The 24817-nt window shown below is 56.9% G+C and carries 23 protein-coding genes; 4 read left to right on the forward strand and 19 right to left on the reverse strand.

The features are described 5' to 3' along the window. The first annotated feature begins 24 nt into the window (after positions 1–24). A complete protein-coding gene (hmpA, locus tag FOY93_RS16625) occupies positions 25–1215 on the forward strand; it encodes an NO-inducible flavohemoprotein (RefSeq protein ID WP_133294934.1) in 1191 nt (396 codons plus the stop codon). 72 nt (positions 1216–1287) lie between these two features. On the opposite strand, the gene glnB is transcribed toward hmpA, so the two are convergent. From glnB to purL, 5 genes are all read right to left on the reverse strand, one after another. Next, positions 1288–1626 (reverse strand): nitrogen regulatory protein P-II, encoded by a 339-nt coding sequence (glnB, locus tag FOY93_RS16630; protein ID WP_003860685.1) that lies wholly within the window; start codon positions 1624–1626, stop codon positions 1288–1290. An 80-nt stretch (positions 1627–1706) separates the two neighbouring features. Continuing rightward, positions 1707–3044 (reverse strand): two-component system response regulator GlrR, encoded by a 1338-nt coding sequence (glrR, locus tag FOY93_RS16635; protein WP_021241871.1) that lies wholly within the window; start codon positions 3042–3044, stop codon positions 1707–1709. Continuing rightward, on the reverse strand, positions 3031–3768 hold the full coding sequence (qseG, locus tag FOY93_RS16640; RefSeq protein ID WP_143345405.1) for a two-component system QseEF-associated lipoprotein QseG: 738 nt from the start codon (positions 3766–3768) through the stop codon (positions 3031–3033). Before qseG ends, glrR begins: the two co-directional genes overlap by 14 nt. Before the next feature lies 1 nt (position 3769). Then, positions 3770–5197, reverse strand: coding sequence for a two component system sensor histidine kinase QseE/GlrK (gene qseE, locus FOY93_RS16645; protein WP_136195571.1), 1428 nt, complete (start codon positions 5195–5197; stop codon positions 3770–3772). Positions 5198–5731: 534 nt separating this feature from the next. Next, positions 5732–9619: a phosphoribosylformylglycinamidine synthase gene (gene purL, locus FOY93_RS16650; protein WP_115876016.1), complete on the reverse strand. Its 3888-nt coding sequence runs from the start codon at positions 9617–9619 to the stop codon at positions 5732–5734. Positions 9620–9885: 266 nt separating this feature from the next. Between purL and mltF the strand changes: the two genes are divergently transcribed. Then, positions 9886–11436: a membrane-bound lytic murein transglycosylase MltF gene (mltF, locus tag FOY93_RS16655; protein ID WP_111965132.1), complete on the forward strand. Its 1551-nt coding sequence runs from the start codon at positions 9886–9888 to the stop codon at positions 11434–11436. On the opposite strand, the gene tadA is transcribed toward mltF, so the two are convergent. From tadA to murQ, 4 genes are read right to left on the reverse strand one after another with little or no spacing between them, the layout of a single operon-like run. Then, the gene (gene tadA, locus FOY93_RS16660; protein WP_220123739.1) at positions 11324–11830 is read right to left on the reverse strand and encodes a tRNA adenosine(34) deaminase TadA; all 507 of its coding nucleotides are present in this window, start codon (positions 11828–11830) and stop codon (positions 11324–11326) included. The genes mltF and tadA overlap by 113 nt on opposite strands. A gap of 56 nt (positions 11831–11886) precedes the next feature. Further along, positions 11887–12522, reverse strand: coding sequence for a phosphatidylglycerophosphatase C (gene yfhb, locus FOY93_RS16665; protein ID WP_039263757.1), 636 nt, complete (start codon positions 12520–12522; stop codon positions 11887–11889). Between the two features lie 3 nt (positions 12523–12525). Then, on the reverse strand, positions 12526–13887 hold the full coding sequence (locus FOY93_RS16670; RefSeq protein ID WP_136195574.1) for a PTS transporter subunit EIIC: 1362 nt from the start codon (positions 13885–13887) through the stop codon (positions 12526–12528). A gap of 11 nt (positions 13888–13898) precedes the next feature. Then, positions 13899–14792 (reverse strand): N-acetylmuramic acid 6-phosphate etherase, encoded by an 894-nt coding sequence (gene murQ, locus FOY93_RS16675; RefSeq protein WP_133294941.1) that lies wholly within the window; start codon positions 14790–14792, stop codon positions 13899–13901. Between the two features lie 117 nt (positions 14793–14909). Here murQ and FOY93_RS16680 point away from each other — a divergent pair, with 117 nt between their 5' ends. After that, positions 14910–15758 carry a MurR/RpiR family transcriptional regulator gene (locus FOY93_RS16680; protein WP_136195575.1) on the forward strand — a complete coding sequence of 283 codons (849 nt, stop codon included), beginning with the start codon at positions 14910–14912 and terminating at the stop codon, positions 15756–15758. Positions 15759–15804: 46 nt separating this feature from the next. After that, on the forward strand, positions 15805–16065 hold the full coding sequence (locus tag FOY93_RS16685) for a YfhL family 4Fe-4S dicluster ferredoxin (RefSeq protein WP_008502177.1): 261 nt from the start codon (positions 15805–15807) through the stop codon (positions 16063–16065). Here FOY93_RS16685 and acpS read toward each other — a convergent pair. The 10 genes from acpS to rseA form a co-directional block, all read right to left on the reverse strand. Then, complete coding sequence (gene acpS, locus FOY93_RS16690) at positions 16062–16442, reverse strand: holo-ACP synthase (RefSeq protein ID WP_023294331.1); 381 nt, start codon at positions 16440–16442, stop codon at positions 16062–16064. The genes FOY93_RS16685 and acpS overlap by 4 nt on opposite strands. Further along, positions 16442–17173, reverse strand: a complete 732-nt coding sequence (pdxJ, locus tag FOY93_RS16695) for a pyridoxine 5'-phosphate synthase (RefSeq protein WP_143345406.1) — start codon at positions 17171–17173, stop codon at positions 16442–16444. The genes acpS and pdxJ overlap by 1 nt, the downstream gene beginning before the upstream one ends. A 33-nt stretch (positions 17174–17206) precedes the next feature. Continuing rightward, positions 17207–17914, reverse strand: coding sequence for a DNA repair protein RecO (gene recO / locus FOY93_RS16700; RefSeq protein ID WP_133295452.1), 708 nt, complete (start codon positions 17912–17914; stop codon positions 17207–17209). A gap of 18 nt (positions 17915–17932) precedes the next feature. Further along, the gene (gene era, locus FOY93_RS16705) at positions 17933–18838 is read right to left on the reverse strand and encodes a GTPase Era (protein WP_087449597.1); all 906 of its coding nucleotides are present in this window, start codon (positions 18836–18838) and stop codon (positions 17933–17935) included. Further along, complete coding sequence (gene rnc, locus FOY93_RS16710) at positions 18835–19515, reverse strand: ribonuclease III (protein ID WP_003860711.1); 681 nt, start codon at positions 19513–19515, stop codon at positions 18835–18837. The genes era and rnc overlap by 4 nt, the downstream gene beginning before the upstream one ends. A gap of 222 nt (positions 19516–19737) precedes the next feature. Beyond that, entirely contained in the window at positions 19738–20712 is a 975-nt protein-coding gene (gene lepB, locus FOY93_RS16715; RefSeq protein WP_023308848.1) for a signal peptidase I, read from the reverse strand. Between the two features lie 15 nt (positions 20713–20727). After that, positions 20728–22527, reverse strand: coding sequence for a translation elongation factor 4 (gene lepA / locus FOY93_RS16720; protein WP_023308849.1), 1800 nt, complete (start codon positions 22525–22527; stop codon positions 20728–20730). A 185-nt stretch (positions 22528–22712) separates the two neighbouring features. Next, a complete protein-coding gene (gene rseC, locus FOY93_RS16725) occupies positions 22713–23189 on the reverse strand; it encodes a SoxR-reducing system protein RseC (protein ID WP_023308850.1) in 477 nt (158 codons plus the stop codon). Continuing rightward, positions 23186–24139, reverse strand: coding sequence for a sigma-E factor regulatory protein RseB (gene rseB, locus FOY93_RS16730; RefSeq protein WP_023308851.1), 954 nt, complete (start codon positions 24137–24139; stop codon positions 23186–23188). The genes rseC and rseB overlap by 4 nt, the downstream gene beginning before the upstream one ends. After that, a complete protein-coding gene (rseA, locus tag FOY93_RS16735) occupies positions 24139–24789 on the reverse strand; it encodes an anti-sigma-E factor RseA (protein ID WP_008502186.1) in 651 nt (216 codons plus the stop codon). The genes rseB and rseA overlap by 1 nt, the downstream gene beginning before the upstream one ends. Positions 24790–24817: the final 28 nt, after the last annotated feature.

The following is a 24817-nucleotide window of genomic DNA, read 5'->3' on the forward strand; positions in this document are numbered from 1 at the left end:
AAGTCACATCGGAAGGAAGCAGCTATGCTCGACGCTCAAACCATCGCTACCGTAAAGGCCACCATCCCCCTGCTGGTGGAAACCGGCCCTAAACTCACCGCCCATTTCTACGATCGCATGTTCACGCACAACCCGGAGCTCAAAGAAATTTTCAACATGAGCAACCAGCGTAACGGCGATCAGCGTGAAGCGCTGTTCAACGCCATCGCGGCCTACGCCAGCAATATTGAAAACCTGCCAGCATTGCTGCCTGCGGTGGAAAAAATCGCGCAGAAACATACCAGCTTCCAGATCCAACCTGAACAGTACAACATTGTGGGCGGACACCTGCTGGCAACCCTGGACGAGATGTTCAGCCCGGGTCAGGAGGTGCTGGACGCCTGGGGTAAAGCCTACGGGGTACTGGCAAACGTGTTTATCAACCGTGAAGCGCAGATCTACAGCGAAAACGCCAGCAAGAACGGCGGCTGGAAAGGCACGCGCGCGTTCCGCATCGTTGAGAAAACGCCGCGCAGCGCGTTAATCACCAGCTTCGAATTTGAGCCGGTGGACGGTCAACCGGTGGCCGATTACCAGCCAGGGCAGTATCTGGGCGTGTGGCTGAAGCCTGAAGGATTCCCGCATCAGGAGATCCGCCAGTATTCCCTTACCCGCAAGCCAAACGGCAAAGGCTACCGCATTGCGGTGAAGCGTGAGGACGGCGGTCAGGTTTCCAGCTGGCTGCACAACGAAGCTAACGTGGGCGACGTGGTGCATCTGGCCGCGCCGGCGGGCGATTTCTTTATGGCCGTTGACACCAATACGCCGGTCACGCTGATCTCTGCGGGCGTCGGCCAAACGCCGATGCTGGCGATGCTCGATACGCTGGCAAGATCACACCACGGGGCGCAGGTTAACTGGTTCCATGCGGCCGAAAACGGCGACGTGCACGCTTTTGCGGATGAGGTGAAAACGCTCGGAGCCTCCCTGCCGCGTTTCACCGCGCATACCTGGTATCGCCTGCCGACGGAAGCTGACCGCGCAGCTGCCCGCTTTGACAGCGAAGGTCTGATGAATCTTAGCCAGCACGAAGGCCTATTCAGCGCACCGGACATGCAGTTCTACGTCTGTGGACCGGTGGCGTTTATGCAGTATGCCGCGAAGCAGCTGGTTGAGCTGGGCGTGAACAAGGACAACATTCATTACGAATGCTTCGGCCCGCATAAGGTGCTGTAATGCAAAAAGCCCCTCAAACGAGGGGCTTTTTTCGTCGGATGGCGGCTGCGCCTTACCCGGCCTGGAAAATATTTAAATCGCCGCGTCGTCTTCTTCGCCGGTACGGATACGGATCACGCGCGCCACGTCGAAGACGAAGATTTTACCATCGCCAATCTTGCCGGTCTGCGCCGTGCGGATAATGGTGTCCACACAGGTATCGACGATATCGTCGCTGACCACGATTTCAATTTTCACTTTCGGCAGAAAGTCGACCATGTACTCTGCGCCACGGTAAAGCTCGGTGTGGCCCTTCTGACGACCAAAACCTTTCACTTCCGTCACGGTCATCCCGGTGATGCCGACTTCCGCCAGCGCTTCACGCACATCATCCAGTTTGAAAGGTTTAATAATCGCATCAATCTTTTTCATGGTGGGTCCTTAAACTCTTGCCTGTAAGCTGCCTCGTAATCGATTGCTCACAGTATCATATTCAAGCGAATTTTGCGGTACTACTCTTTAAAATCGTTCGCTTCAAGCTCATGACGTGACAGCAGCTTGTAGAATTCGGTGCGGTTGCGTCCGGCCATGCGCGCCGCGTGGGTCACGTTGCCTTTAGTGATCTGCAATAGCTTGCGCAGATAGTTCAGTTCGAACTGATTGCGCGCTTCTGCAAACGTCGGCAGAGCCGTGTTTTCCCCTTCCAGCGCCTGCTCCACCAGCGCGTCGCTGATCACCGGTGACGAGGTCAGCGCCACGCACTGCTCAATCACGTTCACCAGCTGACGCACGTTACCCGGCCAGCTTGCGGCCATCAGCCGCTTCATCGCATCGGTGGAAAATGCGCGCACGAACGGTTTATGGCGGTCGGCCGCCTGGCGCAAAAGATGGTTCGCCAGCAGCGGAATGTCTTCCGCACGTTCCGCAAGCGCAGGGATCTTCAGATTAACCACGTTCAGACGGTAGTAGAGATCTTCGCGAAACTCGTTGCGGGCCATCACTTTTGGCAGATCGCGATGGGTCGCCGAAATAATTCGCACGTTAATATCGATATCGCGGTTGCTGCCCAGCGGGCGCACTTTGCGCTCCTGCAGCACGCGCAGCAGCTTGACCTGCAGCGGCGCGGGCATGTCACCAATCTCGTCCAGGAACAGCGTGCCACCTTCCGCGGCCTGGAATAGCCCTTCCCGGCTGCTTACCGCCCCGGTGAATGCGCCGCGGGCGTGACCAAACAGTTCGGATTCAAGCAGCTGCTCCGGGAGCGCGCCACAGTTAATCGCAATAAAAGCGTTCTTGCTGCGCGGGCTGGCGTTATGGATCGCCTGCGCCAGGATCTCTTTCCCGGTTCCGCTCTGGCCGTTGATGAGCACGCTGACGTCAGACTGCGCCACCATCCTCGCCTGCTCTAGCAGGCGCAGCATCACGGGGCTGCGGGTGACGATAGACTCCCGCCACGCTTCATCCCCCGCCGGGGCGGCATGTTCCAGCGCGCTGTCGATAGCCTTATACAGCGCGTCTTTGTCCACCGGCTTGGTCAGAAAGCTGAATACCCCCTGCTGCGTCGCGGCAACCGCATCCGGGATAGACCCGTGCGCGGTCAGGATAATCACGGGCATACCCGGCTGCTGCTTCTGGATCTCCGCGAACAGCTGCAGGCCGTCCATTTCATCCATCCGCAGGTCGCTTATCACCAGATCGATTTTCTCGCGGCTGAGAATTTTCAGCCCCTCCAGCCCGCTTTCCGCGGTCACGACGCTGTAGCCCTCACTCACCAGACGCATCCCCAGCAGCTTTAATAGCCCGGGATCGTCATCCACCAGTAAGAGATGGGCTGGTTTACGGCTCGTCATGCTTCACGTCCTCTTGTTTCGGCGTATCGCTGTCCGGCGCAGCGGATGAACTCCCCGGCTGATATTTACGCGACGAGAGCTGTCTTTCGATATCGGTCAGGTTCTCCAGCTTACGCGTCGTGGTATCCAGCTGGGTACGTAAATGTTGCTGCTGCTGACGCAGCGTATCAAGCTCGCTGTCGGTTGACTGTTGCAGCTTGCTGTAGCGGGAGCGCTCTTCAGAAAGCTGAAGCTGTAGCGTCTGGCCATCGCGCCAGAGCTGGTATACCGGGCGTACCTGTACGGGTAGATTGACCACAAACGTGTCCAGTCGGGTTACATTGACGCGGCGTTCGACGGGGGTGATTTTGGCATCAGCCAGCAAAATGCCGCGCTTGAAAGCGTCCTGCCAGGTGTCGTCGTCCAGCATCGCCGCCTTCGAGCGGGCGTCTACCGGCGCCAGACGCTGGGCGCAATCTATTCCACGCAGCCAGAACAGCGGGTTGCTTTCGACGTCATGCCCTGACAGGTTCCAGATGTCTTCGCAGCGGGTCGAGAGGAAATCGGCCAGCTGGTTATCGGGCCATTTATCTTCTTGTTTATCGCTAATGGCACTTTGCGGCACATGGGAAACACACCCTGCCAGAAATAAACAGGGCAGGCTCAGGCGAAGCGTGCTGCGGGAAAACACCGCGCGTACGGCGCGGGAAAAGACGTGTGACATACTCACCAGACATAGATTCATTTTATTGATTTTTCCGGCTCAGGGGCAGTTCAATACGGAAGCAAACATCCGAACGTTCGTCCGTGGCAATGTTTAGCTCACCCTGCATGCGTCGTATGCAGTCCCGGGCAATGCTCAAGCCCAGACCGCTTCCTTTCACCGCACCTTTCCGCTGATGACTCCCCTGGAAAAAGGGCTCGAAGATCATGGTTTTTTCGTCATCGGGGATCGGGGTGCCGGTGTTAGCGACGTCGATAAACACCCGGGAACCCTTCGTATAGCTTCGGATATAAATGTTACCGGATTCAGTACCATAGTGCACCGCATTGGAATAAAGATTATCCAGCACGCTCATTAGCAGCATGGGTTCAGCCAGACAGGTCGGCGCATTCAGCTCTACACCGGTATGCATCATTTTAGCTCTTGCTGGCAAGCTATGGGCGGATAACACCATATCCACCAGCGGTTCAATTTCGACGTTTTCCAGTACGACCGCCCCGTCAGCCAGCTTGCGGTTGTAATCCAGCAGTTGCTCAATCAGCTTCTGTAGATTCCGGCTGCTGTTATCCAGGATCTCGACAATTTCTTTCTGTTCGGGCGTAAGTGGCCCTGCCACTTCATCCGCCAGCAGCTCCGTTCCTTCGCGCATGCTGGCCAGGGGCGTTTTAAGCTCATGGGAGATATGGCGCAGGAACTGATGGCGCTGTGATTCGAGCCATGCCAGGCGCTCGGACAGCCAGATAATGCGCTGGCCTACGGATCGCAGCTCGCGGGGACCTTTAAAGGCGACCGTATCCCCGAGCGATTTCCCCTCCCCCAGGCGGTTGATCATCCGCTGGATACCCTTCACCGGGCCGATGATCATGCGGGTAAAGAGCAGAACCAGCCCGAGGCTCACCAGGAACAGCACCAGCGCCTGCCAGCCGAAGAACTGGCCGCGCTCGGCAATCTCCTGCTGAAGCTGCTGACCGCGGGAGAAAATCACCGTACGCGTTGACTGCACCATCTCGGTGTTGGCACTGGCAAAAGCTTCGAGGCGTGCGGCGGCCGCCGCATCCGGGCCGCTGTTACTGCATTGCAGTTGCGCGAGATCGTTCAGATCCTGACGTAACGCCTGATACAGCCTGTCGTCAGGCAAAACCCCCGCATGAGCGTCCAGCATTTCGCTGTAGCGTTTGCGCTGACTCTGATAAACCTTTTCCAGCGTTCGATCGTCAAGCACGCAATACTGACGATAGCTACGCTCCATCTCCAGGGCTGCGTTGGTCATCGCTTCACTGCGTCTGGCGTCGATGAGCGTCGTGCGGTTGGTCAATGCCGCCTGCGCGCTCAGCGCGTTCAGACTTTGCCACGCCTGCCAGGCAAGGATCAGCAGCGGCAGCAGAATCAGCAGGAAGGCCATCATGACGAGCTGCCGCAAGGAGCGGGGGAAAACGGGCCAGCGTTTCAACGCATTACTCTCTTTATGGGGGTTTACGCAGAGCGTAACTGAGTCTGCCCTTCAGATACAACAAAGCCGGGTAAAAACCCGGCTTTGTCATGGAATGAGGCGGTGCCTAACTCGACGTTTCGCCCTGGCCTGATAAAGCATCGCTATGATCAGTAGTTGGACGGCAGGCACCTTTTTGTGCGTCATTCGAAGTTTATGTAGCGCTTCCCGAAGGGGCTGACATAAGAAGGTGAATGAGCCACTGGTTAATATTATGCAACACCCGTGCCAGAATGCAAAACAAAATATTAACATATTGAAATATAACGTTTTTACTCGTTAAGTTTGTTAATTATCGGTTGAATGATTTTCATGCTAAGTGTCGCTATTAAGCAACATCTTAACGGAAACCTTTCCTGCCATATATAAATCAATAACTTAAATGTCTCTTTTTGGAGACACTTAAGTTGCCGGTCTGTCGCATAATTGCGACACAAATAAAAAAGCCCGGTTGAGCTTTCGCTTACCGGGCCTGGAAGGATGTGGGACTAAAACTTAACCCAATTGCTTACGCGCATTGCGGAAGATACGCATCCATGGGCTGTCCTCGCCCCAGTTTTCCGGGTGCCAGGAGTTGCTCACGGTGCGGAACACGCGTTCCGGGTGCGGCATCATGATGGTCGCGCGACCGCTTTCGCTGGTTACCGCCGTAATACCGTTGGCGGAGCCGTTCGGGTTAGCCGGGTAGGTTTCTGTGACTTTGCCGAAGTTATCGACAAAGCGCAGTGCCACCAGGCCTTTGCTCTCCAGCTGAGCCAGATGCGCAGCATCACGCACTTCTACCTGACCTTCGCCATGGGAAACGGCGATTGGCATCTGTGAACCGACCATTCCCTGCAGCAGCAGAGACGGGCTCTGGGTCACTTCCACCAGGCTAAAGCGCGCTTCGAAGCGGTCAGACTGGTTACGAACAAAGCGCGGCCAGGCTTCACTGCCCGGGATCAGTTCGCGCAGGTTAGACATCATCTGGCAGCCGTTACACACGCCCAGCGCAAGGGTCTGCGGACGGTGGAAGAAGGTTTCGAACTCGTCGCGCACGCGGCTGTTAAACAGGATGGACTTCGCCCAGCCTTCGCCTGCGCCCAGCACGTCGCCGTAGGAGAAGCCGCCGCACGCCACCAGCGCCTGGAAATCTTCCAGACCGGTACGTCCGGCCAGCAGATCGCTCATGTGGACGTCGATAGCGTCAAAGCCCGCGCGGTGGAAGGCCGCAGCCATCTCAACGTGGGAGTTAACGCCCTGCTCGCGCAGCACCGCCACTTTTGGACGCGCGCCGGTCGCAATGTACGGCGCAGCGATGTCTTCGTTAATATCGAAGGAGAGCTTCACGTTCAGGCCTGGATCCTGGTCATTGGCCTTCGCGTTGTGCTCCTGATCGGCACATTCCGGGTTATCACGCAGGCGCTGCATCTGCCAGGTGGTTTCCGCCCACCACATGCGCAGCGTGGTGCGGCTTTCGCTGAACACGGCATGGCCGTCTGCTTCAATGACGAAGCGGTCGCCCTGAACGGCTTTACCCAGATAGTGCACGCAGTCTGCCAGTCCGTGCTTCGCCAGAATCGCTTCAACCGCATCGCGATCCGCCGCACGCACCTGAATCACGGCGCCCAGCTCTTCGTTGAACAGCGCAGCCAGACGGTCTTCGCCAAGCGTAGCGATGTTGGCTTCCACGCCACAGTGGCCGGTGAAGGCCATCTCTGCCAGGGTCACCAGCAGGCCGCCGTCGGAACGGTCATGGTAGGCCAGCAGCTTACGCTGCGCCACCAGCGCCTGAATCGCGTCGTAGAAGCCTTTTAGCTGCGCCACGTCGCGCACGTCGGCTGGCTTATCGCCAAGCTGACGGTAAACCTGCGCCAGCGCGGTGGCGCCCAGCGCGTTGTGGCCTTTACCCAGGTCAATCAGCAGCAGGGCGTTGTCTTCGGTCGCAAGCTGCGGCGTAACGGTGTGACGCACGTCTTCCACGCGGGCAAACGCGGTGATCACCAGCGACAGTGGAGAGGTCATCTCGCGCTGCTCGTTACCCTCCTGCCAGCGGGTTTTCATCGACATGGAGTCTTTACCCACCGGAATGGTCAGGCCGAGGGCTGGACACAGCTCCTCACCCACCGCCTTCACGGCTTCATACAGGCCAGCATCTTCGCCAGGGTGGCCGGCTGCGGCCATCCAGTTTGCGGAGAGCTTGATACGTTTAATGTCGCCAATCTGCGTCGCGGCGATGTTGGTCAGCGCTTCACCGACCGCCAGACGGGCAGATGCGGCGAAGTCCAGCAGCGCCACCGGGGTGCGTTCGCCCAGCGCCATCGCTTCGCCGTAGTAGCTGTCGAGGCTCGCGGTGGTCACGGCGCAGTTCGCCACCGGGATCTGCCAAGGGCCGACCATCTGGTCGCGGGATACCATACCGGTCACGGTACGGTCGCCGATGGTCACCAGGAAGGTTTTCTCTGCCACAGCAGGCAGGTGCAGCACGCGGTTAACCGCTTCTGCCACGGTGATGCCCTGGCGATCCAGCGCTTTTCCCGCAGCCTTGCGGGTCTGCACGTCGCGGGTCATCTTCGGCGTTTTACCGAGCAGGACGTCGAGCGGCAGATCGATCGGCTGGTTGTCGAAATGTGTATCGCTCAAGGAGAGATGCTGCTCTTCGGTCGCTTCACCGATGACGGCATACGGCGCGCGCTCGCGGCGGCACAGCTCGTCAAACAGCGGCAGCTGGTCCGCCGCAACGGCCAGCACGTAGCGCTCCTGGGATTCGTTACACCAAATTTCCAGCGGGCTCATGCCCGGTTCATCGCTCAGGATGTCGCGCAGGTTGAAGCGACCGCCGCGGCCGCCGTCGCTCACCAGCTCCGGCATGGCGTTGGACAAGCCGCCCGCGCCCACGTCGTGGATGAAGAGGATTGGGTTGGCATCACCCAGCTGCCAGCAGCGGTCGATCACTTCCTGGCAGCGGCGCTCCATCTCAGGGTTGTCACGCTGCACGGACGCGAAGTCGAGATCCGCATCAGACTGGCCGGAGGCCATCGAAGAGGCCGCACCGCCGCCCAGACCGATGTTCATCGCCGGGCCGCCGAGTACGATCAGCTTCGCGCCGACGACGATCTCGCCTTTCTGCACGTGATCGGCACGGATGTTGCCGATCCCGCCTGCCAGCATGATCGGTTTGTGGTAGCCGCGCAGCTCTTCGCCGTTGTGGCTGTCCACTTTCTCTTCATAGGTACGGAAGTAACCGTTCAGCGCCGGACGGCCAAACTCGTTGTTAAACGCCGCGCCGCCCAGCGGGCCTTCGGTCATGATATCCAGGGCGGTTACAATGCGCTCTGGCTTGCCGAAATCTTCTTCCCACGGCTGTTCAAAGCCCGGGATACGCAGGTTGGAGACGGAGAAACCGACCAGGCCCGCTTTAGGTTTAGCGCCACGACCGGTCGCCCCTTCGTCACGGATTTCACCGCCGGAGCCGGTAGCCGCACCCGGCCACGGGGAGATTGCCGTCGGGTGGTTGTGGGTTTCAACCTTCATCAGGATATGCGCGGGCTCCTGATGGAAGTCATAGCGCCCTGCTTCGCGATCGGCGAAGAAGCGGCCCACCTCGGAGCCTTCCATCACCGCGGCATTGTCTTTATAGGCAGACAGCACGTGGTCAGGGGTTTGCTCCATGGTGTTTTTGATCATTTTGAACAGCGACTTCGGCTGCTGTTCGCCGTCAATAATCCAGTCGGCGTTGAAAATCTTATGGCGGCAGTGCTCAGAGTTAGCCTGCGCGAACATGTAAAGTTCGATGTCGTTCGGGTTACGGTTGAGCTTAACGAACGCATCCTGCAGGTAGTCGATTTCGTCTTCTGCCAGCGCCAGGCCGAGACGCAGGTTGGCGTCGATCAGTGCCTGACGGCCCTGCCCCAGCAGGTCCACGCTCTGTACTGGCGCAGGCTGATGGTGGGAGAAAAGCTTCTGTGCGTCATCGAGAGAGGCAAATACGCTCTCCATCATGCGGTCGTGCAGCTCAGCCGCAACCGCCTGCCACTGCGCGTCGCTCAGGGTTGAGGCTTCCACGTAGTACGCCACGCCGCGCTCCAGGCGGTTAATCTGGCTCAGGCCACAGTTGTGGGCGATGTCGGTGGCTTTGGAAGACCAGGGGGAGATGGTGCCCGGACGCGGCGTCGCAAGGATCAGTTTGCCGGTTGGCGTATGGCTGCTGAGGCTTGGGCCATACTTGAGCAGGCGTTCCAGCTGTACGCGCTCCTCTGCATTCAGGGGGGCATTCAGGTCAGCAAAATGGACATACTCAGCGTAAATATTGCTTACCGGAAGGTCGGCCGCCTGAAAACGTGCCAGCAGTTTAGTGATACGGAAGGCAGACAGTGCAGGCGAACCACGCAGAATTTCCATCATAAGTCTCTCGTCTTCGAAGCGCCGGGGCGCTTACAGTGTGCGCAAGGGGGAAAACGGGCGTCATTATAGAGAATCCTGAGCGCCGACGAAACCGTTTGCGTCGAAATAAAATTTGCCCAGAGGTTTAACAATAGATGTGACCTGTCTCTCTAATTGGTTGCCAAGTGGCGCAAGTTTACGCAAAATGCCGCTCATTCAATGGCAAACCTTATTATTAACATGGCTACAGCAAACTGAGGCAACCGGCGTCGCAGAGAATTAACTAATTGAAAAAATTAAAGATTAATTATCTGCTCATCGGCATTGTAACGTTGCTGTTGGCAGTGGCCCTCTGGCCTTCTATCCCCTGGTTCGGCAAAGCCGAAAACCGTATCGCCGCCATTCAGGAGCGGGGGGAATTGCGCGTCAGTACCCTCAACTCCCCGCTCATTTACAGCGACATCAACGGCAAAATCATTGGTCTGGATTATGAGCTGGCACAACAGTTCGCCGATTATCTTGGCGTGAAGCTTAAAATCACCGTCCGCCAGAATATAAATCAGCTTTTTGACGACCTCGATAACGACGATGCCGACATGCTTGCCGCCGGGCTGGTGTATAACAGCGAGCGCAGCAAGAACTACCAGCCGGGCCCGACCTACTATTCCGTTTCGCAGCAGCTAGTTTACCGCGTCGGGAGCCTGCGCCCGCGCTCGCTGGCTTCGATTAACGATCGGCAGCTGACGATTGCGCCCGGCCACGTGGTGATTGACGACCTGCGTGAGCTCAAGGAGAAAAAATATCCCGACCTGAGCTGGACGGTGGATCCGAAACTCGGCACGACGGAGCTGCTTGAGCAGGTAAAAGACCAGAAAGTGCCCTACACCATTGCCGATTCGGTCGCAATCAGCCTGTTCCAGCGCGTGCACCCTGAAATCGCCGTGGCGCTGGACGTTACCGACGAGCAGCCCGTGACCTGGTTTAGCCAGCTTGATGACGATCAGACCTTCTCTGCCGCGATGCTTGATTTTTTCAACACCATCAATGAAGACGGTACCCTGGCGCGTCTGGAGGAGAAGTACCTCGGGCACGGCGATGACTTTGACTACGTTGACACCCGCAGCTTCCTGCGCGCGGTAGACAGCGTCCTGCCGGACCTGCAGCCGCTGTTCGAAAAATACGCCCAGGAAATTGACTGGAAACTGCTGGCGGCTATTTCGTATCAGGAATCCCACTGGGATACCCAGGCCACGTCCCCGACTGGCGTGCGTGGTTTGATGATGTTAACCAAAAATACCGCGCTGAGCCTGGGCGTGAATGACCGTACCGATGCCGAACAAAGCATCAGCGGCGGCGCGCGTTATCTGCAGGATATGATGGCCAAAGTACCGGAAACGGTGCCGGAAGAGGAGCGGATCTGGTTCGCGCTGGCGGCCTACAATATGGGCTATGCGCATATGCTGGATGCGCGAGCATTAACGGCCAAAACGAAAGGCAACCCGGACAGCTGGTCAGACGTAAAGCAGCGCCTGCCGCTGCTGAGCCAGAAGCCATGGTATAACAAACTGACATACGGCTACGCGCGCGGGCATGAAGCCTACGCCTACGTGGAAAATATCCGTAAATATCAGATTAGCCTGGTCGGGTATCTGCTGGAGAAAGAGAAAGAGGCGACAGAGGCCAAACGGCTGGCTCAAAGCTACCCTGTCGTGGCGCCGGACGAACTTAATCGCCCAACAGCTTCAATTCTGCCTTTTGCTGCTTTTTCTGCTGACGGCGCATTCGAAAGAAATCACTTAATAGCCCCGAACACTCTGGTGCGAGCACCCCGCCGATAGTCTTCACCTGGTGGTTCATTCCGGGGTGCCCCAACACGTCCATCAGTGAGCCGGCCGCGCCGGTTTTTTCATCCCGCGCCCCGAAAACCAGAGTCCCGATCCGGCTGTGCACCATCGCCCCGGAACACATCACGCACGGCTCCAGCGTCACATACAGCGTGGTATCAAGCAGGCGATAGTTTTGCAGCACCAGACCGCCCTGACGAAGCGCCATAATTTCGGCGTGCGCGGTAGGATCGTGGCGGCCAATCGGACGGTTCCACCCTTCGCCAATCACCTGGTTATTGTGGACCAGCACGGCGCCTACGGGCACTTCGCCCTCGTCCCAGGCACGCTGAGCGAGCGTTAGCGCGTGGCGCATCCAGTATTCATGATTGTATTCAGGGATGGACAACGGTTGATTCTCCAGTCGAAAAGCGGCGGCATTATACACACCCCTTATGGATAAGACTATTCGAGTTGCTGGAGTTCACCTGACGGCGTGACGCGCCAGCGATGCTGGCAAAAATAGAGCAGCGGGTTGTCCTGTTTGCTGTCGCTGTAGCCGCTGTACAGGCGCAGCGGCGTACCGATGCGTTTCTCCAGCTGGACCACTTTTTCATGCCCCAGACAGCGCAGGGTTAGCACCCAGCCGCCGTAACCGCGGGCAATTTGCGTGGCGATAAGATTCACGCGCGGAAGCCAGGGGGTATCAAAGTAGACCTGCTCCACAAGCGTCTGCGGGGAGCCTGTAATCAGCCAGATGTCGGCATCGTTCGCGTCGAGGTAGCTGGTCAGGCGCGCCTGTACAACAGGAAAGGCCGCAACGTGACCGCGAAACCAGTGCGCAAAATCCTTTTCGAGCTGTTTGAGCCGCGCTTCGCTGTGCCCAAAGGTACATCCCCACAGCAGCAGACTCATCGGCCATCGCGCCGCACGGCCTTTCACCAGCAGCGCTATACCGATAACGGGTAAGAGCGGTAGCACGAGCAGCGCATTCAAAGGCTGACGCCGCAGCAGGTAACGCATAAACGTACCAAACATATCCTGCTGATGCAGCGTTCCATCCAGATCGAAAAAGACAACGCGACGCGCGTGATTTGCCAAACCTTACTCCTCTGGGTCGTTGAATCCTAATAGCCAGGTAAAAAGGAACCCGGCGATCACCGCTACTAAATAGCCTAACAGATAGAGCATCACTTTTCCGGTCACGATGGTTAATGCCAGCGGTAAACCGGAAAGCCCAAAGGTGATCACGGTGGCGACTTTCCAGTAGCTGATCAGCGCCCCGCCTACCGCTCCGCCCAGACAGGCCGCGAGGAACGGTTTACCCAGCGGCAGCGTAACGCCGAAAATCAGCGGCTCGCCGATGCCGAGCAGTCCGACCGGGAGTGCGCCTTTAATCATTTTTTTCAGACGCGCGTTGCGGGTTTTCATCAGTACCGCAATTGCCGCACCGACCTGCCCTACACCCGCCATCGACAGGATAGGCAGCAGCGCGTTATAGCCGTGCGCCTGCACCAGCTCGACGTGGATCGGTACCAGCCCCTGATGCAGGCCGGTCAGCACCAGCGGCAGGAAGGTACCGGAAAGCACAGCGCCAACCAGCAGCCCACCGCGGTCAATCGCCAGAGACGCACCGTGGGCGATGGCCTCAGAGATCCACCCGCCTAACGGCTGGAGGGCCACAATCGCTACGCTACCGGTAATCAGCGTAGTCAGCAGCGGGTTGAGGATAAGCTCAATCGAGCCGGGCAAAACCGCGCGCAGCCTTTTCTCGATCCAGCACATCAGGATGACCACCAGCAGCACCGCTATCACCCCGCCACGGCCCGGCTGAAGCGCCTCACCAAACAGCGTAATCTGCGCCAGCTGCGGGCTGGACAAAATGCCCGCCATCACCCCGCCCATCGCCAGCGATCCGCCAAACACCTTCGCGGTATTCACCCCAACCAGAATGTTCATGATGGCGAAAACAGCGCTGCCGAAGATCCCGAGAATCCCCAGCAGGTTCGGATACTGCGTGGCGAAATCCCCCACAATATCCGGTCGCTTGAGGATATTGATGATCCCGGTGATCAGGCCCGAGGCAATAAACGCCGGGATTAGCGGAATAAAGACGTTTGCCAGCTGTCGCAGCGCATCGCTCATCGGGGCTTTATATTTGGCTTTCGCCTGCGCTTTGGTGCGCTCAGTATCGTCAATCGACACGCTCGCGCTAACGCCCATCAGCGCGCGCATGGCGTCAACAACCTGCGCCGCTTTCCCCGGCCCGACGATCAGCTGATGCTGCTGGCCCTGTTTCACGTAGCCGCTGACCCCGGACAGTTGCTTCAGACGCGACACGTCAAGCTGGTCGTCGTCATGCACCTCGACGCGCACGCGCGTCATGCAGTTTTCGAGACGCTGAATATTTTTTTCCCCACCTATCCCCTGAAGGATATCGCTGGCGAGCGCTGCTGTTTTGTCCATAGACGCCTCTGTTAGTTTTCTAATGCCGCCCGTAAGAAGCCGTTATGCGCATCGAGTTTTGCTCTCGCGGTCGCCGCATCCAGCCCGCTTAAGATCATCAGAATGGCAGGTTTAACATCATGATCGGTTTGTTTGAGTACCGCTTCGGCCTCTTCACGGCCTGCGCCCGTCGCCTCCATCACCATGCGGCAGGCTCTGTCCACCAGCTTGACGTTGGTGGCCTGCATATCCACCATCAGGTTCTGATACACCTTACCGAACTTAACCATCGCGCCGGTGGAGATCATATTGAGCACCAGCTTTTGCGCGGTCCCCGACTTGAGGCGCGTGGAGCCGGTGAGCGCTTCCGGCCCGACCACCGGAGAGATAGCGATAGCGGCCACCTGCGCAATCGGGGAGCCTGGATTACAGGAGATGGCCACCGTCGTGCAGCCGGTCTGGTTGGCGTATTCCAGGCCGCCAATGACGTACGGCGTGCGCCCGGATGCCGCTAGCCCGACCACCAGATCCTTCTCCGTCAGATTCAGCTCCTTCAGGTCATCCTCGCCCAGCTGTTTGTTATCTTCCGCCCCTTCAACGGCTTTCAGCAGCGCACCGGGTCCACCGGCAATTAACCCAACGACCAGACCATGCGGCACCCCAAAGGTGGGCGGACATTCTGACGCATCCAGGACCCCAAGACGCCCGCTGGTCCCCGCCCCCATGTAGATAATGCGTCCGCCGGCCCTGAGGGCTTCCGCCGCCGCATCGACCGCTTTCGCCACCTCGGGTAATGTCTCTTTCACTGCCTGCGCGACCAGCGTATCCTGTTGATTAAAGCGGTTAACCAGCTCCAGGGTGGAGAGCGCATCCAGATCCATGGTTTGCGGGTTACGCGTTTCAGAAACAAGTGAGCCAAGATTCATTTTTGTACCTCAAGAATTTTTAATTCATAATAATCACACTATAATGGAATATAAAATTCATTCAGGCGAGCAAAATTCGTATTTGCGTAGATAATCACATTTTCGCCAGGAGACCGTATGAACTGTTTAATTCGCATTCGCCAGCGCTACGCAGGCTTTGCCCAAAGCGACAAGAAGCTGGCGGATTTTTTGCTTTCTCAACCCGATCGCGCGCGCCATCTCAGCTCGCAGCAGCTGGCGAGTGAAGCCGGCGTGAGCCAGTCCAGCGTGGTGAAATTTGCCCAGAAGATTGGCTTTAAGGGATTCCCTGCCCTCAAGCTGGCCATCAGCGAAGCGCTGGTCAGCAACCCCAATCCGCAGTCCATGCCGGTGCATAATCAGATCCGCGGCGATGACCCGATGCGGCTGGTCGGCGAAAAGCTGATCAAAGAGAACGTGGCCGCCATGCATGCGACGCTCGATGTGAATACGGAAGAGAAGCTGCTGGAGAGCGTGGCGATGCTGCGCGGCGCGCGGCGAATCATTCTGACCGGCATCGGCGCGTCCGGACTTGTGGCGCGTAACTTTGGCTGGAAGCTGACAAAAATTGGCCTTAACGCCATCGTCGAACAGGATATGCACGCCCTGCTGGCGACCGTACAGGCGATGGATCCTGACGATCTGCTGCTGGCCATCTCCTATTCCGGCGAGCGCCGCGAGATCAACATGGCCACCGACGAAGTCCTGCGCGTCGGCGGTAAAATTCTGGCGATCACCGGTTTTACGCCAAATGCCCTGCAGCAGCGGGCCACGCGCTGTTTATATACCATTGCCGAGGAGCAGGCCACGCGCAGCGCGGCTATCTCGTCCACCAGCGCACAAATGATGCTGACGGACCTGCTGTTTATGGCGCTGGTGCAGCAGGATCTGGAGCGAGCGCCAGAGCGCATTCGCCACAGCGAAGAACTGGTAAAGAAACTGGTTTGACGCGTATAATGCCCGCCCAGTTTGTGTTGTTTCTGAGAATTTCCTGATGGCGCTGTTAATTACCAAAAAATGCATTAATTGCGATATGTGCGAGCCCGAATGCCCGAACCAGGCCATTTCGATGGGCGACAGCATTTATGAGATTAACAGCGACCGCTGCACCGAATGCATCGGCCACTATGAAACGCCGACCTGCCAGAAGGTGTGCCCAATCCCGAATACCATTTTGAAGGATCCGGCGCACGTCGAGAGCGAAGAGCAGCTGTGGGATAAGTTTGTCCTGATGCACCACGCGGACAAACTTTAACTTTCGATGATCACCGTTGCGCTGGCATAGTGGCGTTCATCCGCGATCGTCACGTGCATGTGATTCACGCCCAGCTTCTCTGCAAGCTTTTGCGCCTCGCCCCATAAACGCAGGCTTGGCTTACCCAGCTCATCGTTAAACACTTCAAACTGGTTGAACGCCAGACCGTTACGAATGCCGGTCCCGAAGGCTTTGGCCGCCGCCTCTTTTACCGCAAAGCGCTTTGCCAGAAAACGCACCGGCTGCTGATGCGCTTCCCAGATGGCCCATTCGTTATCGCTCAGCACGCGCCTTGCGAGGCGATCGCCGCTGCGGGCGATCACCGCTTCAATGCGGGCTATTTCAACGATATCGGTACCCAAGCCCAGAATGGCCATTACTGACGCGCTTCCTGCATCAGGCGTTTCATTTCTGAAACCGCCTCTTTCAGGCCGCTCATCACCGCGCGGCCAATGATCGCGTGACCGATGTTCAGCTCGTGCATTTCCGGAATGGCGGCAATGGCCTTCACGTTATGGTAGGTCAGGCCGTGACCGGCATTGACCTTCAGGCCCAGGCTCGCCGCGTAGGTGGACGCTTTAGCAATACGCTCCAGCTCTTTCGCCTGCTCGGCATCGTTTTTGGCATCAGCATAGCAGCCGGTGTGAATTTCGATATACGGCGCGCCCACGTCGGCCGCCGCTTTAATCTGGGCGAAATCAGCGTCAATAAACAGAGAAACCAGGATACCGGCATCCGCCAGGCGCTTGCAGGCATCGCGCATTTTGTCGAGCTGGCCGGCCACATCCAGACCGCCTTCGGTGGTCACTTCCTGGCGTTTTTCCGGCACCAGGCAGCAGAAGTGCGGCTGAGTCTCACAGGCAATGGTCAGCATCTCTTCGGTGACCGCCATCTCCAGATTCATACGGGTGTCCAGCGTCTGGCGCAGAATGCGCACGTCGCGGTCAGTGATGTGGCGGCGGTCTTCGCGCAGATGAACGGTAATGCCGTCGGCGCCAGCCTGTTCAGCGATAAATGCCGCCTGAACCGGATCGGGATACGCCGTGCCGCGCGCATTACGCAGCGTGGCGATATGATCGATGTTGACGCCTAACAGTAATTCAGCCATGACAATCCTCGGTTTTCTTTTCGATTCTGTGGTCTAACGTTTCGGCACAAACTGCCTGAATAATTCGCGGCTCTTTAAGGGCTTGCCGCCAAGATACGGCTTGAGGGCAATCCGGGTAAAGCGTTTTGCTGCGCGCAGGGTATCCTGATCGGGAAATTCGCGCTCATACAGCGCCCGGAGCTGGCGCCCGGTAAAGGTGCTGTTGTCGATCACGACGCTGGCAATAAAGCCTTTTTCTTCGCGGTAGCGGTAGGTCATGGAGTCTTCCACTTCGTCACCGCTGCCCGCACAGTGCAGAAAATCGACCCCGTACCCAAGATGACCCAGCAGCGCCAGCTCAAAACGCCGCAGCGCAGGCTCGGGCGTGCCGGTTGCGCCAGCTAGCGCCTGGATACAGTGCAGATAATCAAAGAAAAGTTCAGAGAAGCGAGTCTCATGTTCAAGAACGCGAGAGATGAGTTCATTGACATACAGACCGCTGTAGAGCGTGATGCCGGAGAGAGGAAGCGCCAGGGAGACGGCTTCGGCGCTGCGCAGGGTTTTAACTTCCCCTCGCCCACCAAAGCGAACCAGCAGCGGCGTGAAAGGCTGTAGGGCGCCTTTCAGGTTAGAACGTTTGGAACGTGCGCCTTTGGCAACAAGGCGCACGCGGCCCGACTCTTCCGTGAAGACGTCCAGCATCAGGCTGGTTTCGCTCCAGGGACGACTATGCAGAACGAAGGCGCGCTGCCATCCTTCCATCATACTCGTCGTCTTGAGTTACTGGTCTTCGCCGTAACCGAGGCTGCGCAGAGCACGCTCATCATCGGCCCAGCCAGATTTCACTTTCACCCACAGTTCGAGGTGAACCGGCGCTTCGAACATCTCCATCATGTCCTTACGGGCTTCAATGCCGATGGTTTTGATCTTGGCGCCTTTATTGCCGATCACCATCTTCTTCTGCCCTTCACGCTCAACGAGGATCAGGCCGTTGATGTCGTAGCCGCCACGCTCGTTGCTCTGGAAACGCTCGATCTCCACCGTCACAGAATACGGCAGTTCAGCGCCCAGGAAACGCATCAGCTTTTCACGAATGATTTCAGACGCCATAAAGCGCTGAGAGCGATCGGTGATGTACTCTTCCGGGAAGTGATGAATCGCTTCCGGCAGATGCTTACGCACGATGCCCGCGATGGTGTCCACGTTCAGACCCGTCTCCGCAGACAGCGGAACGATGTCGAGGAAGTTCATCTGGCTACCCAGCCACTGCAGATGCGGCAGCAGATCGGCTTTTTCCTGCACGTTGTCCACTTTGTTGACCGCGAGGATGACCGGCGTTTTGCCGTCACGCAGCTTGTTCAGCACCATCTCGTCGTCCGGCGTCCAGCGGGTGCCTTCCACAACGAAGATCACCAGCTCCACGTCGCCAATTGAGCTGCTCGCCGCCTTGTTCATCAGACGGTTGATGGCACGCTTCTCTTCCATGTGCAGGCCCGGGGTATCGACGTAGATCGCCTGATACGCGCCTTCAGTATGGATACCGACGATGCGGTGACGCGTGGTCTGCGCCTTACGCGAGGTGATAGAAATCTTCTGCCCAAGCAGATTATTCAGCAGAGTGGATTTGCCAACGTTCGGACGTCCGACGATGGCAATAAATCCGCAATAGGTCTTTTCTTCGCTCATTCCAGCTCCAGCATTTTTAACGCCTGTTCGGCGGCAGCCTGTTCAGCCTTACGACGGCTTGAACCTGTGCCCACCACCGGTTCACTCAGGCCACTGACCTGGCAATGGATGGTAAATTCCTGATCGTGCGCTTCACCACGAACCTGCACCACCAGATAAGACGGCAGCGGCAGATGACGGCCCTGCAAATATTCCTGCAGACGCGTTTTCGGATCTTTTTGTTTATCGCCCGGGCTGATTTCGTCCAGACGGGTCTGATACCAGTTAAGGATCAGCTTTTCTACGGTCTGGATATCGCTGTCCAGGAACACACCACCAATTAATGCTTCGACCGTATCGGCAAGAATAGATTCACGACGGAAGCCGCCGCTTTTCAGTTCACCCGGCCCAAGACGCAGACATTCGCCCAGTTCAAATTCGCGCGCGATTTCCGCAAGGGTATTACCCCGAACCAGCGTGGCGCGCATGCGGCTCATATCCCCTTCATCCACACGCGGGAAACGATGATAAAGCGCATTCGCAATCACGAAACTTAAAATAGAGTCGCCTAAAAACTCGAGACGCTCATTATGTTTGCTGCTGGCACTGCGGTGGGTTAATGCCTGTTGCAACAACTCCTGATGATGAAAAGTGTAGCCCAGCTTCCGTTGAAGCCGATTAATTACGATGGGGTTCATGCGATACCAATAAATGAATGCGTCAAAAATGCAGCACACGAAACCGACCTGAGAAAACCAACGCGGTTTCGTGTGCCGTGGCACCCTTGCAGGGCCAACCTTAAACTTCGGGGGAATATTCTATACACAACGACAGGGGATGTCGTTAGTTCGAAGAGATTTATCGTGGAAATAATTCACGTAGCCGCTAATTAAAGCGGCTACGCGTTCATTTATTGAGAATTAATGGATTCCGCCGATACGATTCAGGCGTACACCGGTCGGCCATTCGCCTTCCTGCTTCTCAAAACTCATCCAGATGGCGGTAGCTTTACCGACCAGATTCGCTTCCGGCACAAAGCCCCAGTAACGGCTGTCCGCTGAGTTATCGCGGTTGTCACCCATCATGAAGTAATGCCCTGGCGGTACAATCCAGCTCGCGAGCTGCTGGCCCGGCTGACGATAGTACATACCCAGCTGATCCTGCGCGATCGGCACGGTGAGGATTCGGTGCGTCACATCGCCCAGCGTCTCTTTACGCTCAACCAGACGAATGCCGTCCTCTTTGGTTTCACCTTTCGGTACCTGGAAGAATCCGCTGGTCGCTTCGCCGCCGTTACGACGAGCAAAGGTCTGCACAAAATCACTTGGCTCAACGTTTGAGTAGGTGATTGGCAGCGCGTTTTCGCATGCGGTACCGGAGCTGCAGCCCGGCTGAACGGTGACTTCTTTCGCAACCGGATCGTAAGTCACTTTATCACCCGGAAGACCTACCGCGCGCTTGATGTAGTCGAGGCGCGGATCTTCCGGATATTTGAACACCACGATGTCGCCGCGTTTCGGATGACCGGTTTCGATCAGCGTTTTCTGGTAGATCGGATCTTTAATGCCGTAGGCAAACTTCTCTACCAGAATAAAATCACCGATCAGCAGCGTTGGCATCATTGAACCTGATGGGATCTGGAACGGCTCGTAAATAAACGAACGTACCACCAGCACAATCGCCAGCACCGGAAATACCGAGGCGCCCGTTTCAAGCCAGCCCGGTTTCGGGCCGACTTTCTTCAGGGTTTTCGCGTCAATCCCATCGCCAGTGGCTGCCTGTGCGGCAGCCTGACGTTCGCGACGTTTTGGGGCGAAGATAAACTTATCCAGACACCACAGCAGACCTGTCACCAGGGTAGCAATGACCAGGATCAGGGCAAACATGTTCGCCATGCCAACTCCTTAGGGTTATTTGCCGTCTTTACCAACATGAAGGATGGCAAGGAATGCTTCCTGCGGCAGCTCGACGTTACCGACCTGCTTCATACGCTTCTTACCTTCTTTCTGCTTCTGCAGCAGCTTTTTCTTACGGCTGACGTCACCGCCATAGCACTTCGCCAGAACGTTTTTACGCAGCTGTTTCACGGTTGAACGCGCGATAATATGGTTGCCAATGGCCGCCTGAATCGCGATATCGAACTGCTGACGCGGGATCAGATCTTTCATCTTCTCAACCAGCTCGCGGCCACGGTATGGTGCATTGTCGTTGTGGGTGATCAGCGCCAGCGCATCCACACGCTCGCCGTTGATCAGCACGTCCACACGCACCATGTTGGAGGCCTGGAAGCGTTTGAAGTTGTAATCCAGTGATGCATAGCCACGGGAGGTCGACTTCAGACGGTCGAAGAAGTCGAGCACCACTTCCGCCATCGGGATTTCGTAGGTCAGCGCGACCTGGTTACCGTGGTAAACCATGTTGGTCTGCACGCCGCGCTTCTCAATACACAGCGTAATGACGTTACCCAGGAACTCCTGCGGCAGCAGCATGTGACATTCGGCAATCGGCTCACGCAGCTCGTGAATATTGTTCAGCGGCGGCAGCTTGGACGGGCTGTCGACGTAGATCACTTCTTTCGAGGTGGTTTCAACTTCATACACTACCGTCGGCGCGGTGGTGATCAGGTCCAAATCGTATTCACGCTCCAGACGTTCCTGAATGATCTCCATGTGCAGCAGACCGAGGAAGCCGCAGCGGAAGCCGAAGCCCAGCGCCGTTGAGCTTTCTGGCTCATAGAACAGGGAGGCATCGTTCAGGCTCAGCTTGCCAAGGGCATCACGGAAGTTTTCGTAGTCGTCAGAGCTGACCGGGAACAGGCCCGCGTAAACCTGCGGTTTCACCTTTTTAAAGCCTGGTAGCGCTTTATCTGCCGGGTTGCGCGCACCCGTCAGGGTATCACCCACCGGCGCGCCGAGGATGTCTTTGATGGCGCAGACCAGCCAGCCTACTTCGCCGCATGTCAGCTCGGTGCGGTCAACCTGTTTTGGCGTGAAGATACCCAGACGGTCGGCGTTGTAGACCTGTCCGGTACTCATTACCTTGATTTTGTCGCCTTTGCGCATGGTGCCGTTTTTAATACGCACCAGGGAGACAACGCCCAGATAGTTATCGAACCAGGAGTCGATAATCAGCGCCTGCAGCGGGGCATCCGGATCGCCTTCCGGGGCCGGAATATCACGCACCAGACGTTCCAGCACGTCGGTGACGCCGACACCGGTTTTCGCGGAGCAGCGCACGGCATCGGTCGCGTCAATACCGACAATATCTTCAATCTCTTCCGCTACGCGCTCAGGATCGGCGGCTGGCAGGTCGATCTTGTTCAGAACCGGCACAACTTCGAGATCCATTTCCATCGCGGTGTAGCAGTTTGCCAGGGTCTGGGCTTCAACGCCCTGCCCGGCATCCACCACCAGCAGCGCGCCTTCACAGGCCGCGAGCGAGCGTGAAACTTCATAGGAGAAGTCAACGTGGCCTGGGGTGTCGATAAAGTTTAGTTGATAGGTTTCACCATCAGCCGCTTTGTAATCAAGCGTAACGCTCTGCGCTTTAATGGTGATACCGCGTTCGCGTTCCAGGTCCATGGAGTCCAGAACCTGGGCTTCCATTTCACGATCAGACAGGCCACCGCAAATCTGGATAATACGGTCAGACAGCGTCGACTTACCGTGGTCAATGTGAGCAATGATCGAAAAGTTACGTATGTTCTTCATATAGTTAAATAATTATGCCTTACGAATTCCTGGAGGCCGCTGTTCTTAGCCTGACGTTTTTCAGTGCGAAAACGCAGCATTCTACACTACATCCTCGCTACCTGGAAATGCACTTAGAGACTGGTATAGCGTGAAGAAAGGACGTTTTCTGTTTTAGGGTGTAAAAAAAGATAAAGCCCGATGGATCACCGGGCCTCAGAAGAGAGCGTTTCAACACGAAGCTGGTCTGGCGCCAGCCCAACGCTGAGAATGACAGGCTGCCACTCCTCGCGCGCGGCGAGTGTTGGGGAGAGACCTTTGGCAAGCCAGAATCCCCCTACGCCACCCAATGCGGCACCGCACATAGCGGCCACATCGGTACCAAACAGCATCTGAAACAGACCACCCATGATAAACAGGCCGACCAGCGGAGAGAGATACACCAGCATAGCGGAGCTGAGCAGGCTGCCTTCCGCGATGCCCAGTTCCACCTTCTGCCCGGCCATCAGCGGCTGTTCGCTTGGCACTGAAATCGTGTGCGATGTTTGTGGCCCGAGCTTGTTCAGCACGCGGCTGCCACAGCCAGCGCGGGATGCGCAGCTATTACATGAGGCTTTAACATCGCAGCTCACCAGCGCAATGCCGTTTTGCCACGAGACTACCGTCGCCCACTCTTTGATCATTGTGCGGCCCTGAATTTAATGCTGTCGGAGATGCGCTTCGCCGTTTGCGGAGGGAGTTCTCCCACAATGGTGATCTCTGCATTATCGCGTACCGTTGTACTCACCGTACGGCGCCCGGTACGCAGCATTTGTTCAGCGCTGTTTGCCGTTGCGCGATTGATATTCACCGAGAAGCTAAACAAACCATCTGAATAGAGGCGCGATTCCACCGGCGTTTCAATCGTTGGCAGCTGACGACGGCTGCTGGACACTTCGCTAAACCCTTGTGGGATCCAGGCAGGTACCCAGTTGAAATTAACGGAATCCCCGGCAGGAACAGAAAGTAGCGGCGGCAGGCTGGCCTTAGCCAGATTCTGCATGCTGTTGCCAACCTGATTGTTCACGCTGAAGGAGATAACGCGGAACTGTTCCAGCGTTTCACCGTCACGGTCAAGCAGGTCTACACGCATCGGGAGTTTAGTTTCAGCGTCGATCCAGACAATATAGCTGTAACGCGTTCCATCCCGGGCGACAACGCGGATCACCTCGCAAAGTCTGTCCGCAATACGCGTACGCCCTACCGAAATAAAATCGTAGTAAGGGGCAAGCCGTTTGAAGTCGGTGTAAATGAGTGACGGCAGGGAATCAACGATATAGTCGCCATTCAGCGTGAAAGGCTCCAGGCCGGGCTCGAAATAGCTGATTTCGTTACCACGCTGGACAACTTCCCGACGCGGACCATCCATCTGTAAAAGCTGGGCGAGCGGCTGGTTATCAAGACGGGCATGGCGATAGCGTAACGACTCGACGCCCTGCTTGTTGATGCTGATAAATGCCAACTCGTAATTGAGTGACTGGCTGGCCAGATTCATTTGCTGCAACAACGCCCCGGATGATACATCAGCCGAGGCGTTGGCAGAGAAGAACAGGCTACCCGCCATCAGAGACATGGCGAACCAAAGTTGCTTCATTACTGCGATTGCGTTCCTAAAGTTTGGTTTCCGGGCACCTGCACAGCAGCTTGCTGTGTCTGCGCCTGCTCAAACTGAAGCTGTTCAGAGTGCAGACGACGCTGCAACTCGTAATCCTGCAACATCGCATTAATGCGACGGCGCTGCTCCTGAACCTGCTGTTGCTGGCCGCCGCTGGCGGAAGCATCAGCCGGTACGCCCAGGCTTACCGGGCTGGCTTTGCCCATCATCGGCAGTGTGTTAAACACTGGCGCTTCTGGCTGCTGATTAGTTTCAGACTGAGTATTATAGTGCTGGACGCCAACAATAACTGCAAGCGATACGCATGCAGCCACACCCATTTGGGTAAGCTGGCTGGCCCACGGGCGCACCTTTTGCCAGAATGGCATTTTCTGCCACTGGTGAGGTGCGGGTTGAGCTTCAGGAATCAGCGGAGTGGTCTGATGAACAGGCTCATTCTCAATCGCCGCCATTACGCGGGCTGAGATATCGAAATGGAGAACCTCGCCGGTGTCACCGCGAAGGGTGTCACGGATGAGATGGTAACTCTCCCAGGTCTCTTGCATTTCGGGAGAATGAGACAGCTCGTTGAGCAGCTCACTATCTACCGTTTCACCATCCATTAAAGCGGAAAGTTTTTCTTTCTGCATGCCTAATACCTTTTCCAGTATCCCGCTA

This window comes from Enterobacter sp. 18A13, from assembly GCF_007035975.1.
GTDB lineage: Bacteria > Pseudomonadota > Gammaproteobacteria > Enterobacterales > Enterobacteriaceae > Enterobacter > Enterobacter vonholyi.

What these genes read in the sequence shown, in the direction of transcription:
- hmpA (WP_133294934.1), top strand. Translation starts at nt 25, where the DNA reads ATGCTCGACGCTCAAACCATCGCTACCGTAAAGGCCACCATCCCCCTG.
- glnB (WP_003860685.1), bottom strand. Translation starts at nt 1,626, where the DNA reads ATGAAAAAGATTGATGCGATTATTAAACCTTTCAAACTGGATGATGTG.
- glrR (WP_021241871.1), bottom strand. Translation starts at nt 3,044, where the DNA reads ATGACGAGCCGTAAACCAGCCCATCTCTTACTGGTGGATGACGATCCC.
- qseG (WP_143345405.1), bottom strand. Translation starts at nt 3,768, where the DNA reads ATGAATCTATGTCTGGTGAGTATGTCACACGTCTTTTCCCGCGCCGTA.
- purL (WP_115876016.1), bottom strand. Translation starts at nt 9,619, where the DNA reads ATGATGGAAATTCTGCGTGGTTCGCCTGCACTGTCTGCCTTCCGTATC.
- FOY93_RS16670 (WP_136195574.1), bottom strand. Translation starts at nt 13,887, where the DNA reads ATGGACAAAACAGCAGCGCTCGCCAGCGATATCCTTCAGGGGATAGGT.
- murQ (WP_133294941.1), bottom strand. Translation starts at nt 14,792, where the DNA reads ATGAATCTTGGCTCACTTGTTTCTGAAACGCGTAACCCGCAAACCATG.
- FOY93_RS16680 (WP_136195575.1), top strand. Translation starts at nt 14,910, where the DNA reads ATGAACTGTTTAATTCGCATTCGCCAGCGCTACGCAGGCTTTGCCCAA.
- FOY93_RS16685 (WP_008502177.1), top strand. Translation starts at nt 15,805, where the DNA reads ATGGCGCTGTTAATTACCAAAAAATGCATTAATTGCGATATGTGCGAG.
- acpS (WP_023294331.1), bottom strand. Translation starts at nt 16,442, where the DNA reads ATGGCCATTCTGGGCTTGGGTACCGATATCGTTGAAATAGCCCGCATT.
- pdxJ (WP_143345406.1), bottom strand. Translation starts at nt 17,173, where the DNA reads ATGGCTGAATTACTGTTAGGCGTCAACATCGATCATATCGCCACGCTG.
- recO (WP_133295452.1), bottom strand. Translation starts at nt 17,914, where the DNA reads ATGGAAGGATGGCAGCGCGCCTTCGTTCTGCATAGTCGTCCCTGGAGC.
- era (WP_087449597.1), bottom strand. Translation starts at nt 18,838, where the DNA reads ATGAGCGAAGAAAAGACCTATTGCGGATTTATTGCCATCGTCGGACGT.
- rnc (WP_003860711.1), bottom strand. Translation starts at nt 19,515, where the DNA reads ATGAACCCCATCGTAATTAATCGGCTTCAACGGAAGCTGGGCTACACT.
- lepB (WP_023308848.1), bottom strand. Translation starts at nt 20,712, where the DNA reads ATGGCGAACATGTTTGCCCTGATCCTGGTCATTGCTACCCTGGTGACA.
- lepA (WP_023308849.1), bottom strand. Translation starts at nt 22,527, where the DNA reads ATGAAGAACATACGTAACTTTTCGATCATTGCTCACATTGACCACGGT.
- rseC (WP_023308850.1), bottom strand. Translation starts at nt 23,189, where the DNA reads ATGATCAAAGAGTGGGCGACGGTAGTCTCGTGGCAAAACGGCATTGCG.
- rseB (WP_023308851.1), bottom strand. Translation starts at nt 24,139, where the DNA reads ATGAAGCAACTTTGGTTCGCCATGTCTCTGATGGCGGGTAGCCTGTTC.
- rseA (WP_008502186.1), bottom strand. Translation starts at nt 24,789, where the DNA reads ATGCAGAAAGAAAAACTTTCCGCTTTAATGGATGGTGAAACGGTAGAT.